16 protein-coding genes are annotated in these 15,361 nt (G+C 74.0%); 9 read left to right on the top strand and 7 right to left on the bottom strand.

Features of this window, described 5'->3' with window-relative positions:
- Positions 1 to 151 precede the first annotated feature (151 nt).
- On the top strand, positions 152 to 934 hold the full coding sequence (locus tag ACFY00_RS14315; protein WP_388030994.1) for an SGNH/GDSL hydrolase family protein: 783 nt from the start codon (positions 152 to 154) through the stop codon (positions 932 to 934).
- 85 nt (positions 935 to 1,019) lie between these two features.
- Here ACFY00_RS14315 and ACFY00_RS14310 read toward each other — a convergent pair whose 3' ends face one another.
- Positions 1,020 to 1,430 carry an organic hydroperoxide resistance protein gene (locus ACFY00_RS14310; protein WP_388030992.1) on the bottom strand — a complete coding sequence of 137 codons (411 nt, stop codon included), beginning with the start codon at positions 1,428 to 1,430 and terminating at the stop codon, positions 1,020 to 1,022.
- A 138-nt stretch (positions 1,431 to 1,568) separates the two neighbouring features.
- Here ACFY00_RS14310 and ACFY00_RS14305 point away from each other — a divergent pair, with 138 nt between their 5' ends.
- A complete protein-coding gene (locus ACFY00_RS14305; RefSeq protein ID WP_388030990.1) occupies positions 1,569 to 2,039 on the top strand; it encodes a MarR family winged helix-turn-helix transcriptional regulator in 471 nt (156 codons plus the stop codon).
- Positions 2,040 to 2,101: 62 nt separating this feature from the next.
- Here ACFY00_RS14305 and ACFY00_RS14300 read toward each other — a convergent pair whose 3' ends face one another.
- Positions 2,102 to 2,380 (bottom strand): DUF2630 family protein, encoded by a 279-nt coding sequence (locus ACFY00_RS14300; protein WP_388030988.1) that lies wholly within the window; start codon positions 2,378 to 2,380, stop codon positions 2,102 to 2,104.
- Positions 2,381 to 2,565: 185 nt separating this feature from the next.
- Here ACFY00_RS14300 and ACFY00_RS14295 point away from each other — a divergent pair, with 185 nt between their 5' ends.
- Together ACFY00_RS14295 and ACFY00_RS14290 are read left to right on the top strand one after the other, a co-directional pair.
- A complete protein-coding gene (locus ACFY00_RS14295) occupies positions 2,566 to 2,955 on the top strand; it encodes an SCO5389 family protein (RefSeq protein ID WP_388030987.1) in 390 nt (129 codons plus the stop codon).
- A gap of 205 nt (positions 2,956 to 3,160) precedes the next feature.
- Entirely contained in the window at positions 3,161 to 4,735 is a 1,575-nt protein-coding gene (locus tag ACFY00_RS14290) for a glycosyl hydrolase 53 family protein (protein ID WP_388030986.1), read from the top strand.
- Positions 4,736 to 4,836: 101 nt separating this feature from the next.
- Here the strand turns inward: ACFY00_RS14290 and ACFY00_RS14285 are convergent, their stop codons facing one another.
- Positions 4,837 to 6,297: an MFS transporter gene (locus ACFY00_RS14285; RefSeq protein WP_388030984.1), complete on the bottom strand. Its 1,461-nt coding sequence runs from the start codon at positions 6,295 to 6,297 to the stop codon at positions 4,837 to 4,839.
- 318 nt (positions 6,298 to 6,615) lie between these two features.
- Here ACFY00_RS14285 and ACFY00_RS14280 point away from each other — a divergent pair, with 318 nt between their 5' ends.
- Positions 6,616 to 7,194, top strand: a complete 579-nt coding sequence (locus tag ACFY00_RS14280; RefSeq protein WP_285737612.1) for a TetR/AcrR family transcriptional regulator — start codon at positions 6,616 to 6,618, stop codon at positions 7,192 to 7,194.
- A 213-nt stretch (positions 7,195 to 7,407) separates the two neighbouring features.
- Here the strand turns inward: ACFY00_RS14280 and ACFY00_RS14275 are convergent, their stop codons facing one another.
- Positions 7,408 to 7,974 carry a DJ-1/PfpI family protein gene (locus tag ACFY00_RS14275; protein ID WP_285737614.1) on the bottom strand — a complete coding sequence of 189 codons (567 nt, stop codon included), beginning with the start codon at positions 7,972 to 7,974 and terminating at the stop codon, positions 7,408 to 7,410.
- Positions 7,975 to 8,248: 274 nt separating this feature from the next.
- Between ACFY00_RS14275 and ACFY00_RS14270 the strand changes: the two genes are divergently transcribed.
- A complete protein-coding gene (locus ACFY00_RS14270) occupies positions 8,249 to 9,049 on the top strand; it encodes a tyrosine-protein phosphatase (protein ID WP_388030981.1) in 801 nt (266 codons plus the stop codon).
- Between the two features lie 7 nt (positions 9,050 to 9,056).
- On the opposite strand, the gene ACFY00_RS14265 is transcribed toward ACFY00_RS14270, so the two are convergent.
- Positions 9,057 to 9,722: a VOC family protein gene (locus tag ACFY00_RS14265; RefSeq protein ID WP_388031102.1), complete on the bottom strand. Its 666-nt coding sequence runs from the start codon at positions 9,720 to 9,722 to the stop codon at positions 9,057 to 9,059.
- A 42-nt stretch (positions 9,723 to 9,764) separates the two neighbouring features.
- Complete coding sequence (locus ACFY00_RS14260) at positions 9,765 to 10,769, bottom strand: PHP domain-containing protein (protein WP_388030978.1); 1,005 nt, start codon at positions 10,767 to 10,769, stop codon at positions 9,765 to 9,767.
- A 143-nt stretch (positions 10,770 to 10,912) separates the two neighbouring features.
- On the opposite strand from ACFY00_RS14260, the gene ACFY00_RS14255 reads away from it, so the two are divergent.
- Both ACFY00_RS14255 and ACFY00_RS14250 read left to right on the top strand, forming a co-directional pair.
- Entirely contained in the window at positions 10,913 to 11,857 is a 945-nt protein-coding gene (locus ACFY00_RS14255) for a diiron oxygenase (protein ID WP_388030977.1), read from the top strand.
- 64 nt (positions 11,858 to 11,921) lie between these two features.
- On the top strand, positions 11,922 to 13,400 hold the full coding sequence (locus tag ACFY00_RS14250; RefSeq protein WP_388030974.1) for an MFS transporter: 1,479 nt from the start codon (positions 11,922 to 11,924) through the stop codon (positions 13,398 to 13,400).
- A 64-nt stretch (positions 13,401 to 13,464) separates the two neighbouring features.
- Here ACFY00_RS14250 and purB read toward each other — a convergent pair whose 3' ends face one another.
- Positions 13,465 to 14,895, bottom strand: coding sequence for an adenylosuccinate lyase (purB, locus tag ACFY00_RS14245; protein WP_388030973.1), 1,431 nt, complete (start codon positions 14,893 to 14,895; stop codon positions 13,465 to 13,467).
- A 93-nt stretch (positions 14,896 to 14,988) separates the two neighbouring features.
- Between purB and ACFY00_RS14240 the strand changes: the two genes are divergently transcribed.
- Positions 14,989 to 15,345: a DUF6204 family protein gene (locus tag ACFY00_RS14240; RefSeq protein WP_388030970.1), complete on the top strand. Its 357-nt coding sequence runs from the start codon at positions 14,989 to 14,991 to the stop codon at positions 15,343 to 15,345.
- The last annotated feature ends 16 nt before the right edge of the window (positions 15,346 to 15,361 follow it).

Below are 15,361 nucleotides of genomic sequence, written 5' to 3'. Positions count from 1 at the left end.
ACCACCCTCACCGTCCGCCTGCCCCCGCCGGGTCGTCCATCGCCCGCAACCCCTGCAGGGTACCGGCCCCGGCCCCCGTGGCGGAGATCACGCTCTGCCACGGGGCACCTACGGTGGCGTAAGTCACTTCACAAGGTGAACCATCTGCTGCATGGCCGACTACCAGGAGATCCTTGACCTCAGTTCCTACGCGGCCCTCGGTGACAGTTTCACCGAGGGCCTCAACGACCCCGGCCCCGACGGGCAGTTCGCGGGCTGGGCCGACCGCCTGGCCGCGATGCTGTCCGCCCGCAGGCCGGAGCACGACTTCCGGTACGCCAACCTGGCCGTCCGCGGCCGCCTGCTGGACCAGATCGTCGCCGAGCAGGTCCCGAAGGTCCGTCAACTCCGGCCCGACCTGGTGACGTTGTGCGCGGGCGGCAACGACATCCTGCGCCCGGGCAGCGACCCGGACCTGATCGCCGAGCACTTCGAGTCGGCCGTCCTGGAACTGCGCGAGAGCGCCGGGACGATCCTGATCTGCACCGGCTTCGACACCCGCAACGTCCCGGTGCTGCGCCACCTGCGCGGCAAGATCGCCACGTACAACGCGCACCTGCGGGCGATCGCCGACCGCAACGGCCTCGCGGTCGCCGACCTGTGGTCGCTGCGGGCGGTGCACGACCGGCGGGCCTGGTCCGAGGACCGGCTGCACCTGTCGCCGGAGGGCCACCAGCGGGTGGCGCTGCTGGCGGCGCGCGCGCTCGGCCTGCCGGTGGACGCGGACCCGGAGGCCGCCTGGCCGCCCGCGCCCGTCCTCACCCCGGCCGACCAGCGCCGGGAGAACCTGCAGTGGGCCCGCACCTTCCTGCTGCCCTGGGTCGGCCGTCGCCTGCGCGGGGAGTCCTCGGGCGACCACGTGGAGGCCAAGCGCCCGGAGCTGCTCCCGCTCTGACGCCCCTCCCGGGAACAGCACCGCGGGCCGCCTCCACCCCCACGTGGACGCGGCCCGCAGACCCCGGTGAGACCCCTGCCTCGCCTTATTCGACGACCAGCTCCACCGGAACGTTCCCGGCGGTGGCCCTGGAGTACGGGCAGACCTGGTGGGCCTGCTTGACCAGCAGCTCGCCGGCCTCGCCCGCCAGCGACTCCGGCAGCTCGACCCGCAGGACGACGGAGAGGCCGAAGCCGCCGTCGTCCTTGCCGATGGTGACCTCGGCGGTCACCGACACGTCCGAGACGTCCACCTTCTGCTGCCGGGAGACCACGCCCAGCGCGCTGGCGAAGCAGGACGCGTACCCGGCCGCGAACAGCTGCTCGGGGTTGGTGCCCTCGCCGTCGCCGCCGAGCGCGGGCGGCGGGGAGAGCTTGAGGTCGAGCCTGCCGTCGGAGCTGACGGCGCGGCCCTCGCGGCCGTTCGCGGTGGCGACTGCGGTGTAGAGCGGGTTCATCGCGACTGTCTCCTTCGTCCTTGCTTCGGCGCTTCTGCTGGTGCGCTTCCGCTGCCAGGTCTCGCTGCTTCCTACCCAAAACTACAGCACACAATTCAATTGCGCACAACTAAATCGGTCGCTTGCTACCCTGGAGCCATGACCTGGCACGGCGAGCACACCCCACGCGAGGACGCGGACCTGCTCCTGCTCGACCAGCAGATCTGCTTCTCGCTGAACGCCGCCTCCCGCGCCTTCGGCGGCGTCTACCGCACCGCGCTCAAGGACCTCGGCCTGACCTACCCGCAGTACCTGGTGATGCTGGTGCTGTGGGAGGACGGGGCCCTGCCGGTCAAGCAGCTCGGCGAACGCCTGCGCCTGGACTCCGGAACCCTCTCGCCGCTGCTCAAGCGCCTGGAGGCGGCCGGACTGGTGACCCGCGAACGCAGCCCGGAGGACGAGCGCTCGGTGATCGTCACCACCACCCCGGCCGGACGCGAGCTGCGCGAGGGCGCCCTGGCCGTCCCCCGCCGCATCCTGGCCGCCGCCGGACTGCCCCTGGACGACCTGCGGGCGCTGCGCGAGCTGCTCACCCGCGTCACGGCCAACCTGGACGCCGCCGGGGCCTGACCCCGCCGCCCGCCCGGCGCGCCCACCGCACCCGGCGCGCCCGCCACGTCCGCCACGTCCGCCTAGGACTCGTAGCGCTCGACCTCTTCGACGCTGCGCACGCTCGCGCCGTCGGGGTCCTCCCCCGCCCGGACCCGGGCGCGGCGCTGGCGGAGCAGGTCCCAGCACTGGTCGAGCTGCTCCTCGATGTCCTTGAGTTCGCGGTGCTCGGTGGACTGGTCGATGCGGCCCTCCACGAGGGCGGCGCGCAGGCCGCGTTCGGCCTCGACCATCTCGCTGATCCGCTCCAGGATGCGGCGGTCGGCACTGCCGGTTCCGCCGTCGCGGCGCTGCTCGTCCATCGGGGCCTCCTCGCGGTTCGTCTGGCCCCTCCCACTCTAGGAAGGGCCGGGAGCGGCCGCGAGCCGGGCGGCACCGGGTGCCGCGCCGAACGGAGGAGCGTAATTGACAGGGCGTCAGCCGGGCGACAGGATCACTTACTGAAAACGACTTCCACTACCACTAACCCCGGAAGGCTCGATCCACCATGTCGCTGGACGTCTCCCCCTCCCTGCTGACCCTGGCCGAACGCGACGAGGTCGCCGATGCCGACTTCCTCGCCACCGTCCGCACCTCGCTGCCCTACGCCTACCGCCTGGTCAACGACCTGACGGCCGAACTCGCCCGCACCGACGCCGAGTTCGCCGACAACACGGTCGCCCCGAGCGAGGCCGAGCGGGCCCAACTGCTGCGCGCGCTGGCCAGCGACTCGATCCGCGGCGCACTGGAGCGGCACTTCTCGGTGAAGCTGGCCTTCCAGAACTGCCACCGCCTCGCGGCCTTCCACCCGCACGCCGAGCACACCGCCGCCTACCGGGAGTTCACCTCCCCGCGGGCCCAACTGCTGAACCAGTCGCCGGAGCTGCGCGACTGCTGAGCCCGCCCGGGAGGGCGGCCGCGGGCGGGGTCCGCGGCCGCCCTCCCGTTATGTGAACGTTCACAAGAAAATGGCGTCGACTGCTTGCAGCCTTGCCCGGCCCTGGGGTTTCCTATGGCAGGACGCAGCAGCAGACTTCTGTGCACGTTTACAGATGCATCCCGCTCCACCCCACCCCCGCCCCCACTCCCCGTCAAGGACGACGATGCACCAGGGCATCAAGCGCGCGCTCATCACCACCGCGGCGGCACTCCCGATCGCCGCCGCCGCCGTCACCGGCCTGCCCGGCACGGCCGGTGCCGCCGCCACGCTCACCAACACCGGCTTCGAGGCCAACGGCACCGGAACGGCCACCCCCACCGGCTGGTCCACCTACTCGGCCACCGGGCAGAACAGCGCCTCCTACACCGAGGCCGGGGGCCACAGCGGCTCGTACCGGCTCGCCCACTACGCGGCCACCGCCTACAAGGTCGAGACGTACCAGTACCTGTCCGGCCTGGCCAACGGCACCTACACGCTGACCGCCTGGGTCCGCTCCAGCGGCGGGCAGAACTCCGCGTACCTGGCCCTGCGCAACTGCGGCTCCGCCGAGCAGCGCACCGACCTGCCGCCGACCCCCAACGGCGCCTGGATCCGGCTGGTCACCTCGGTCACCGTGACCGGCGGGCAGTGCACCGTCAGCATCGACTCCGATGCCAACGCCGGGAACTGGATCAACGTCGACGACCTCTCCCTCACCCCCGGCGGCACCGGCCTGGCCGCCCGCGGCGTGGACGTCTCCACGCTGAAGAAGAGCGAGGACAAGGGCGGCGTCTACCGCTGGGCGGACGGCACCGCCGGTGACGCGCTGAGCATCCTGCACTCCAGCGGCGCGAACTACGTGCGCCTGAAGGTCTGGGTCAACCCGGCCGACGGCTACAACAACAAGGACAAGGTCCTGGCGATGGCCAAGCGCGCCAAGGCGCTCGGCATGGGCCTGCTGATCGACTTCCACTACTCCGACAGCTGGGCCGACCCCGGCAAGCAGACCAAGCCCGCCGCCTGGTCCGGTTACTCGCTGGCCCAGTTGAACTCGGCGGTCTACAACCACACCTACGACGTGCTGAACGCGCTGAAGGCCCAGGGCACCACGGCGGACATGGTGCAGATCGGCAACGAGATCAACGCCGGGATCCTGTGGAACGAGGGCTCCACCTCCAACTGGTCCAACCTGGCGGCGCTGCTCGCCCAGGGCGCCAACGCGGCGAAGGCGGTGAGCGGTTCGACCAAGGTGGCGCTGCACCTGGCGAAGGGCGGCGACGACGCCGGGGCCCGGGCGTTCTTCGACCAGGCGGTCTCGCACGGCGTCCCGTTCGACCTGATCGGGCTCTCGTACTACGGCTACTGGCACGGCCCGCTGAGCGACCTGCAGACCACCCTGGACGACCTGGCCGCCCGCTACGGGAAGCAGGTGTTCGTCGCCGAGACCGCGTACGCCTTCACCCTGGCGAACGACGACGCCCTGGAGAACAACGTCGCCACCTCCTCCCAGCTGGTGGCCGGCTACCCCGCCACCCAGGCCGGCCAGGCCGCCAACCTGCGCGACGTGATGAACGTGGTGGAAGCCGTGCCGAACGGGCGGGGCCTGGGCGTCTTCTACTGGGAGCCCACCTGGACGGCCGTGCCGGGCAACGGCTGGGACCCGGCCGACCCGACCTCCCAGGACGCCTGGGAGAACCAGGCGCTGTTCGACTACAACGACAGGCCGACCAGCGCCATGAACTGGCTGCACCACCGGTGACCCGCCGCTGAGCCACCGCCGACCCACTGCTGGACCACCGCCCGGCCGACGAGGCACCTTCCTCGTCGGCCGGGCGGTCGCCGCCGTTCCCCGTCGGCCGGCTAGCCGCCGACCACCTCGTGCTCCGCAGCCGTGGCCGCGGCCGCGGCCTGTCGCGCCGCGGCGGGGGCCTCCACCGGGACGGGTGCGGCGACGGGGCGGCGGGCCGGGACGAGCAGGGCGGCGAGGGCGGCGGCCAGGCAGAAGGCGGCCAGCAGCGCGAAGCCCTCGGTGTAGCCGGATTCGGCGGGGCGTCCGCCGGCCTGCAGGTGGCCGGTGACCAGGCCGGTCATCAGGGCGGCGCCCATCGAGCCGCCGATGGTGCGGATGTTGGCGTTCATGCCGGTGGCGGCGCCGGTCTGGGCGGCGGGGACGGCCTGCACGATGAGGTTGCTCATCGAGGCGAAGGCGAGTCCGATGCCGAGGCCGAAGACGCCCGCGGCGAGCGCGACGTCCGCGGGGCTGTCGTGCCGGGTGGCGAACAGGGCGCAGGCGGCCGAGCCGAGCAGGGCGCCGGTGACCAGTTGGGCCTTGGCGGGGAAGCGTCCGGCCAGCCGTCCGCCGACCACGCCCGCCACGAACATGGCGGCGACCATCGGGAGCATCAGCATCCCGGCGCCGGTGACGCTGGAGCCGAAGCCGTACCCGGCGCTGGTGGGCATCTGCACGAAGCCGGGCAGGAAGGCCCAGACCGCGTACATGCCCGCGCCGAACAGCAGGGCCGCGGTGTTGGTGGTCCAGACGGCGGGCAGGCGCATGACCCGCAGGTCGATCAGCGGGTTGCGGGAGCGGGACTCGTTCAGCGCCCAGGCCGCGAACAGCACGACGGCGACGGCGAGCAGGCCGAGCACCTTGGCCGAGGCCCACCCCCACTGGGAGGCCTGGCTGACCGGCAGCAGGAGGGCGACCAGCCAGCCGGAGAGCAGCACGGAGGAGAGCCAGTCCACGCTGCCCTCGCTGCGGTGGGGCGACTCGGGGACGTAGCGGTGGGCCAGCAGGACGGTGCCCGCGACCACGATGACGGGCAGCCAGAACAGCCAGCGGTAGTCGAGGGCGCCGACGATCGGCCCGGCCAGGACCATGCCGAGGCCGCTGCCGACGGCGATCACCGCGGACATGTTGCTGATGCCGCCGGAGACCCGTCCGGGCGGGAACTCGTCGCGGATGATGCCGAAGGAGAGCGGGAACAGCGCGCCGGCGATGCCCTGGATCACCCGGGCGAGGATCAGCACGGTGATGTTCGGCGCGAGCGCGGCGACCAGGCAGCCGACCAGCAGCGCGACCAGCGCGGCGACCAGGGTGCGCTTCTTGCCGACCAGGTCGCCGACCCGGCCGAGGATCGGGGTGAAGACCGAGGCGGAGAGCAGGTAGGCGGTCATCACCCAGGTGACGGTGGACTGCGTGGTGTGCATCTCCTCCTGGACGATCGGGAGGGCGGGCGTGATCAGCGACTGGAGCAGTGCGTAGACGCCCGCGCCGACGGCGAGCACGCCGAAGGTCAGGCGGGGGGAGTGGCGGTTCATCGAACCCTCTCGGGACTCGGGACCCGGGACGGCGCGCGGGCAGCACGGGGTGCGCCTCAGCGGCCGGACGGGAGGACAGGCGGGACGGAGGAGCGGCAGGGCAGCGGGGCTGCGGGACGGGATCGGTACGCAGGGTCGCCGTACGGTCGCCCGGCGTCGTCGGTCGGGTGTGCGGGCACGGCGAAACGGCAGGTCCGCCGGTACGCGGGCGGGCCGGAGTCCAGGCCCCGGTGCTAAAGTCGAGGCATGCCTCCAGATTAGCGGAGGCATGCCTCCGGTTCAATTCGAATTCCCGGACGTGTCGAGAACGAGGTCCCCGTGCCGGATCAGATCGTGGTGAGCGAGTTCCTCGCCGCCCAGCGCCCGCGCCGCGCGGACGCCGCCCGCAACTTCGACGCACTGCTCGCCGCCGCCCGCGAGGCGTTCGCCGCGCACGGCGCCGAGGCCTCCCTGGAGGACATCGCCCGGCGGGCCGGCGTCGGCATCGGCACCCTCTACCGCAACTTCCCCACCCGTCGGCACCTGTTCGAGGCGGTGTACGCCGCCGAGGTCGACGACCTCTACCGGGCCTCCCTCGCGGTCGCCGACCTGCCGCCGTGGGAGGCGCTGACCACCTGGCTGCGCCGCTTCGTCGACTACGCGACGACCAAGCGGGCCATCCGCGAGGCCCTGGCGGGCGAGGAGTCGGACATCTTCCAGGCCTGCCTGCTGACCATGTACGCCGGCGGCACCCCGCTGCTGCTGCGCGCCCAGGAGGCGGGCGAGGCGCGCACCGACATGAGCATCGAGGACCTGCTGCGGATGGTCTCCGGCATCGCCTCGGTGGCGTACCCGGAGGAGGGGCAGCGCGAGCGCGTGCTGGCCATCGCCCTGGACGGGGTGCGCACCCGGCGCTGACGCGCGCCGCCTACCGCCCCAGCGGGTGCGCGGGGTCGCGGACGCCCAGGCCCAGCGGCGGGGCGGGGGCGCCCGCGTCGGCCGGGACGGGGACGGGGTCGGCGAACAGTCCGGAGGCGGCCAATGCGTCGGCCTGCGGGGCGAGTTCGGCGAGGGCGAACTCGGCGGCGGCCGGATCGACCGGGGCGTCGGCGCCGACGCCCCGGCGGGCCGTTACTCGACCGGGGCCTTCTCGCGCAGCAGCTTGACGAACGCCCGCATCCAGGACGGGTGGTCCGGCCAGGCCCGGGCGGAGACCACCACGCCGTCCACCACCGCGTCGCCGTCCACGAAGTCCGCCCCGCCCGCGGCCACGTCCGGCTCCAGCGCCGGGTAGGCGGCGGTGCGGCGCCCGGCCAGCGAGCCGGTGCGCAGGGTGATCAGCGGCCCGTGGCAGATCTGCGCGAGCGGCTTGTCGTCCTCGACGAACGCGGCGACGATCCGCTGCACCTCCGGGTCGTTGCGCAGGTACTCGGGCGCCCGGCCGCCGGGCAGCACCAGCGCCACGTACTGCGCGGGGTCGACGTCCGCGAACGCCAGGTCGGCGGGCCAGGTGTAGCCGGCCTTCTCGGTGTACGTGTCGTAGCCCGGGACGAAGTCGTGCACCACGAACTGCAGGGTCTTCCTGGTCGGCGCGGCGATGTCGACCTGGTAGCCCTCCTCCAGCAGCCGCTGGTACGGGTAGAACACCTCCAGCGACTCCGCCGCGTCACCGGTGATGATCAGGATCTTCGCTGCCATCCGGGGATTCCGTCCCTTCGTCGCACCAGGCACGCCCCGCCCCGACGGGGCCGGGCGGTGACCACCCTGCCCGCTGACGTCACGTCAATCAAGGGGCGCGCGCGGCGCGGCGCGGCGCACGGGTGCGCTCCCCGGCCGCTCCCCCGAGCGCTCCGCCGTCCGCCGCGGAGGTCCGCCCGGCCGGGGGTACTCCGGGGGCGACCCGCCCGGGGCGCGCCTAGCGTGCTGGCAAGGTCCGCCCGTTTTCCCCGGGTCCGTCGGCAGGGAGGCCGTCATGCAGCACTCGCACCTCGTGGACTCCGTCACCGTCGCCAACCTGCGCGACCTCGGCGGCATCGACCTGCCCGGCGGGGCCCGGGTCCGGCCCGGGCTGGCGCTGCGCTCCGGCCAGTTGGACCGGTACGACCCGGCGGGCGACCCGGTGTTCGACGCGCTGGGCGTGCGCACCGTCGTGGACCTGCGCACCGCCGCCGAGCGCGCCGCCTTCCCCGACCGCGTCCCCGGCGGGGCGCACCTGCTGGTCGCGGACGTGCTCGCCGACGAGGCGGGCAGCGGGGCGACGGCCGCGCTGGCCGCGGCGCTCGCCGACCCGGCCGGTGCGAACCGCGCCCTCGGCGGCGGCCGGGCCGCGGACGCCCTGCGCGAGGACTACCGGGCGTTCGTCACCTCGGCCTCCGCCCGGCAGGCGTACAAGCAGCTGCTCACCGCGCTCGCCCACCGGGGCGGCGGGCCGGTGCTCTTCCACTGCACCGCGGGCAAGGACCGCACCGGGTGGGGCGCCACCCTGGTCCTGCTGCTGCTGGGTGCGGACGAGGAGACCGTCCGCACCGAGTACCTGTCCGTCGACCCGGCGGTGCGGGCGCGCTACGCCCCGCTGGTGGAACGTTTCGTCGCGGCGGGCGGCGACCCGGAGGTCGCGGACGCGGTGCTCTCCGTCCGCGCCGAGTACCTGGACGCCGCGCTCGACGTCCTCGCCGGGCACTGGGGCGACGCCGAGAGCTACGCCCGGGCCGGGCTCGGCCTCAAGGACGACACCCTGGAGAGCCTGCGCGAGCGCCTGGTCGAGAGCGCCTGAACGGCCCTCAGCCCGCGGCCCCGGCGGCGCCGACGCAGGCCTCATTGCCCTCCGGGTCGGCCAGCACCCAGTGGTTCGGCGCGTGCTCGTCCGTCACCAGGCGGCCCCCGGCGGCGATCGCGGCGGCGATCCGGGCCTCGGCGAGGTCGTGCGGCACCCAGACGTCCACGTGCACCCGGTTGCGCTGCGGGCGGGGCTCGTCCATCTGCTGGAAGTAGAACGGCGCGCCGCGGCGGGCCGGGTCGATCAGGTCCTCCGGGCTGCCGGAGCGGTCGCGGTAGCCGAGCAGCGCCCGCCAGAACGCGACCACGGCGGGCACCTCCAGCGCGTCGACTGTGACCTGGACGGTCTGCAGGCCGCCCGGGTCGGCGACCGCGCCGAGCTCGCGGGCGGTCGCGGAGACCAGCCGGGCCAGCTCGACGTGCCGCCCGGTCAGGCCGTAGTACTCCTCCCCCACCTCGACCAGCCGGACGGTCACGCCCTCCGGCCGCAGGTCCACGTCCACCTCGCCGACCCCCGCCAGCGCCTCCCCGAGCGCCCCGACCAGCCGCGCCCCCGCCCCGAACGACCCCGTCCGGAAGAACGCGCAGGCTCCCTCCCCCAGCACCCTCCAGTCCTCCGTCCCACCCGCCGCGTGGAACGCCAACGGCCTGATTCGCGTCACCTCGTGCATCTCGGTCATCCGGGCAGCGTACCGGCCCGCACTGACACTCCCTCAGCGCGCCCCCGCCCACGCCAGCAGGTGCTCCACCGACCACGCCGTGATCACCCGCTCCGCCTCCAGCCCCACCCCCACCGCCCGCTCGCACCCGTCGATCTGCCGGTCGAGTTCCCCCGGCGCGTGCGCGTCCGTGTCGATCGCGAACAGGCAGCCGAGGTCGGCGGCGAGGGCGAGGAGGTCGTCGGGCGGGTCCTGGCGGTCGGGGCGGCAGTTGATCTCGACGGCGGTGTCGTGCTCGCGGCAGGCGGTGAAGACGGCCTCGGCGTCGAACGCGGACGCCGGGCGGGGCTTCTCGCCCAGGCGGCGCCCGGTGCAGTGGCCGAGGACGTCGACCAGCGGGTTGCGGACGGCGGCGAGCAGCCGGTGCGTCATCGCGTCGGCGTCCATCCGCAGCTCGGAGTGGACGGAGGCGACCACCACGTCCAGGCGGTCGAGCAGTTCCTCGTCCTGGTCGAGCGTGCCGTCCGCGAGGACGTCGCACTCGATGCCGGTGAGCAGCCGGAACGGGGCGAGCCGGGCGTTGAGCTCCTCGACCAGGTCGAGCTGTTCGCGCAACCGGTCCGCGTCGAGGCCGCGGGCGACGGTGAGGCGGGGCGAGTGGTCGGTGAGGACGGCCCAGTGGTGGCCGAGGGCGCGGGCGGTGCGGGCCATCCGCTCGGCGGGGACGGTGCCGTCGGACCAGTCGGAGTGCAGGTGGCAGTCGCCCTGGAGCTTCTCGCGCAGCCGCAGCGCGGCGGCGGACGGGGCGGGCCCGGCGGCGGCGCGGGCCTCGGTCTCCAGCAGGTACTGGGGGGTGCGGCCGACCGAGGCGTCGGCGATCACCCGGGCGGTGACGGGGCCGACGCCGGGGAGGCGTTCGGCCCGGGCGGCGTCGATCGGTTCGGGGGGCAGCGCGGCGGCGGCCTCGGCGGCGGTGCGGAACGCCTTGGCCCGGTGGGGGGAGGCGAGTTCGCGCTCCAGCAGGAAGGCGATGCGTTCCAGGGCGGTGACCGGGTCCATGCGGCCAGTCTGCGCGGGGCCGGACGGGGTCGCACGCGGACGGTTCCCCCCCGCCGATCCGCCCGCACCCCTTGTTGACACTCTGTCTCATTGGTTTACTCGTCCCGGAGCCCCCGTCGTACCCCACCCTCCGGAGCCCGCCCGTGTCCGACACCGCCACCCCGCCGCAGTCCCCCGTCCCGCCGCAGTCCGTCGCCCGGCAGCGCAACGCCGACCGCGAGCTCAACGCGGCCCGCCTGCTGCGCGCCTCCGCCAAGCACTCGTACGACCCGCTCACCGAGATCGACTGGTCCGCGCCCGTCGACCCGGACCACTACGCGCTGCCCGCGCACCGCGTCGCGCTGTACGGCACCCCGCTGTGGGAGCGGCTGGACGAGCGGGCGCGGGCCCGGCTGAGCGTGCACCAGTTCGCGTCCACCACGGCCGCCGGGATCTGGTTCGAGCTGGTGCTGATGGAGGGCCTGATCCGGCACGTCTACGCGGGCGACCTGACCACCGGGCACGCCCAGTACGCGCTGACCGAGGTCGCCGACGAGTGCCGCCACTCGACCATGTTCGCCCGCTACATCACCGCGACCGGCTACCCCTCGGCCCGGCCGACCCGGCGCGCCGACCGGCTGGGCAAGCTGCACTTCCTGCTCAACGACACCACCATGACCTTCGCCGGGGCGATCTTCGTCGAGGAGTTCACCGACGCGATGCAGCGCGAGATGGTCCGCGACGAGTCGCTGCAGCCGCTGGCCCGCGCGGTGGCCCGGATCCACGTGGTCGAGGAGGCCCGGCACATCGGCTACGCCAAGCCGGAGCTGGAGCGCCGCTGGGCGGCGATGACGGCGGCCCGGCGGGCGGTGTTCCGGCGGGCGCTGGCCCTGCTGGCCCGGCACGCGGTGGACGAGATCGTGCACCCGCGGGTGTACGCGCTGGCCGGGCTCGACCCGGCCGAGGCCCGCCGCGCCGCCGAGGCCAACCCGCACTGGCGGCAGGCCCGGATCGACTGGGCCCGCAAGGCGCTGGAGTTCTTCGCCGACCTGGGCGTCCTCACCCCCGCCACCGCCCGCTCCTGGCGCCGCGCCGCCCTGCTGCCCTGACCCGTCGCCCGCGCCGCCTGCGCGCCGCGCCCCGCCGCCGCCCCCGCTGCCCGAGACTCTGAGCGTGGACGACAACGGGATCCGCCTCGGCACGGGCCGCGGCCGGTGGGTGGTGGCGGCGACGGCGCTGGGCTCCGGCATGGCGATGCTGGACGGCACGGTGGTGAACGTCGCGCTGCCGCGGATCGGCGCGGACCTGGGCGCGGACCTGGCGGCGCTGCAGTGGACGGTCAACGCGTACATGCTGACGCTGGCCGCGCTGATCCTGCTGGGCGGCTCGCTCGGCGACCGGTACGGACGGCGGCGGGTGTTCCTGCTCGGGGTGTGCTGGTTCGCGCTGGCCTCGGCCGGGTGCGCGGCCGCGCCGAACGTCGAACTCCTGGTGCTGGCACGGGCGTTGCAGGGGGTGGGCGGGGCACTGCTGACGCCCGGTTCGCTGGCGATGCTGCAGGCGGTGTTCGCCGAGGAGGACCGGGCGGGCGCGGTCGGCGCCTGGTCGGGGCTGGGCGGGGTCGCGGCCGCGGTCGGGCCGTTCCTGGGCGGCTGGCTGGTGGACGGGCCGGGCTGGCGGTGGATCTTCCTGCTGAACCTGCCGCTGGCGGCGGTGGTGGTCGCGGTGACGGCCCGGCACGTCCCGGAGAGCCGCGACCCGGACGCCTCCGGCCGCTTCGACGTGCCGGGCGCGCTGCTCGCGGCGCTGGCGCTGGCCGGGATCACCTACGCCCTGACCGAGGCCGGTTCGGGGCTGTCCCCGGGCGCGCTGGCGGCCGGGGCGGCGGGCCTGGCGCTGACCGGGGCGTTCGTGCTGGTCGAGCACCGCTCGGCACACCCGATGCTGCCGCTGACGCTGTTCCGCTCCCGGCTGTTCACCTCCGTCAACCTGGTCACGCTGTGCGTGTACGGGGCGTTCAGCGGGGTGTTCCTGCTGCTGACGGTGCAGTTGCAGGTCGTGGCCGGGTTCACGCCACTGCTGTCGGGGGTCGCCCTGGTGCCGATCACCGTGCTGATGCTGCTGTTCTCCGGCCGGGCCGGACGGCTGGGCCGGGCGGTGGGACCGCGGCTGCCGCTGACGGTGGGTCCGCTGGTGGTGGCCGCGGGCGTGCTGCTGATGCTGCGGATCGGGCCCGGCGCGAACTACTGGCGGGACGTGCTGCCCGCCGTCACCGTGCAGGGCGCCGGGATGACCCTGCTGGTCGCCCCGCTGACCGCGACCGTGCTGGCCGCCGTGGACGTCCGCCGGGCGGGCATCGCCTCCGGCGTCAACAACGCGGCCGCCCGCGCGGCGGGCCTGTTCGCGGTCGCCGCGATCCCCCCGCTGGCGGGCCTGAGCGGCGACGCCTACCGCGTCCCCGCCGAGGTCGACGCCGCCTTCACCACCGCCGTGCTGATCTGCGCCGCCCTGCTCGCCACCGGCGCCCTCCTGGCCCTCACCACCATCCGCCCCGACGCCCTCACCCCGCCCCACCCGGTCGCCGAGCCGGACTGCGACTGGTACTGCGCCCCGACCACGCCCCCGATCCACCCGCACGACGGCGAACGCTGAACGGCCCGCCCCGGAGAACTCCCCGGGACGGGCCGCTGCTGCTCCTGCTACCGGCGACGGAGCGTCAGAGGATGTCGCCGGGCGCGTACTTGGCGGCCTCCGGGTGGGCGGCGGCCACCTCCTCGATGCGGCGGACGAGTTCGCCGACCTGGGCGGCGGCGGCGCCGGTGAAGGAGAGCCGGTCGGCGAGCAGGGCGTCGAGGGCGGCGTGGTCGAGCGGGATGCGCGGGTCGGCGGCCAGGCCCGGGACGAGGGTGTTCTCGCGGGCGCCCTCGCGCATGGCGAGCGCGGCGTTGACCGCGTGCTCCTTGATGACCTCGTGGGCGGTCTCGCGGCCGACCCCGGCCCGGACCGCGCCCATCAGGACCTTGGTGGTGGCCAGGAACGGCAGGTAGCGGTCCAGCTCGGCCTCGATGACGGCGGGGAAGGCGCCGAACTCGTCGAGGACGGTCAGGAAGGTCTCCAGCAGGCCGTCGAAGGCGAAGAACGCGTCCGGCAGCGCGACCCGGCGCACCACGGAGCAGGAGACGTCGCCCTCGTTCCACTGGTCGCCGCCGAGCTCGGCGGTCATCGAGGCGTAGCCGCGCAGGATGACGGCCAGGCCGTTGACGCGCTCGCAGGAGCGGGTGTTCATCTTGTGCGGCATGGCCGAGGAGCCGACCTGGCCGGCCTTGAAGCCCTCGGTGACCAGCTCGTGGCCGGCCATCAGACGGATGGTCTTGGCCAGGCTGGAGGGACCGGCGGCGAGCTGGACGAGCGCGGAGACCACGTCGTAGTCGAGCGAGCGCGGGTAGACCTGGCCGACCGAGGTGAAGACGTTCTCGAAGCCGAGGTGGCCGGCCACCCGGCGCTCCAGCTCGGCGAGCTTGTCGGCGTCGCCGCCCAGCAGGTCGAGCATGTCCTGGGCGGTGCCGACCGGGCCCTTGATGCCGCGCAGCGGGTAGCGGGCGATCAGCTCCTCCAGCCGGACGTACGCGACCAGGACCTCGTCGGCGGCGGTGGCGAAGCGCTTGCCGAGGGTGGTGGCCTGGGCGGCGACGTTGTGCGAGCGGCCGGCCATGACCAGCTCGGCGTACTGGGCGGCGAGGCGGCCGAGGCGGACCAGGACGGCCACCGTGCGGTCGCGGACGTGCTCCAGCGACTGGCGGATCTGCAGCTGCTCGACGTTCTCGGTGAGGTCGCGCGAGGTCATGCCCTTGTGGATCTGCTCGTGCCCGGCGAGTTCGGAGAACTCCTCGATCCGGGCCTTCACGTCGTGCCGGGTGACCTTCTCGCGCTCGGCGATGGACGCCAGGTCGACCTGGTCCACCACCCGCTCGTAGTCGGCGATCGCGGTGGCCGGGACCTCGATGCCGAGGTCCCGCTGCGCCTTGAGGACGGCCAGCCACAGGTGGCGCTCCAGGACCACCTTGTGCTCGGGGGACCACAGCTGGGCCAGGGTCGCCGAGGCGTACCGGGAGGCCAGGACATTGGGGATCTTGGGCTTCGCGCTCACGTTTCGCAAGCCTAACAGTCGAGGTCAGGCGAGGACGAAGCGCGTCCGGAAACCGGGATGAACCCGGCGGGGGCGACGGGTTAGGGTCCGGGCATGACCAAGCGCACCTTCCGGATCACGGTCCGCGGCTCCTTCGACGCCCTGACCGACGAGCAGCGGGCCGAGTTGCAGGCCGAGGCCGCCGAGCACGACGTGCTGCGGGCGGAGTTCACCGAGGAGGGGCACCTGACGTACGACCTGTCGGCGCGGCCGTTCTTCACCTTCCGCTTCCTGGAGCACGGGGAGTCGGAGGAGGACGTGGTGGCGGCCTCGGTGCGGGCCGAGACGGCGGCGGAGCTGTGGCTGACGGACCGCGGGTACGGCTACAAGAACCTGAAGTCGCAGGCGCAGGACATGGCGCTGGCGGCGCTGGGGGCGCGGCAGAAGCAGGAGGCCCGGAAGAGGGGCTGAGGGCGGCCGGGGCCCG

Source organism: Kitasatospora sp. NPDC001540 (genome assembly GCF_042894345.1).
Taxonomy (GTDB): domain Bacteria; phylum Actinomycetota; class Actinomycetes; order Streptomycetales; family Streptomycetaceae; genus Kitasatospora; species Kitasatospora phosalacinea_C.
This window is presented reverse-complemented; position numbering and strand designations above follow the sequence as displayed.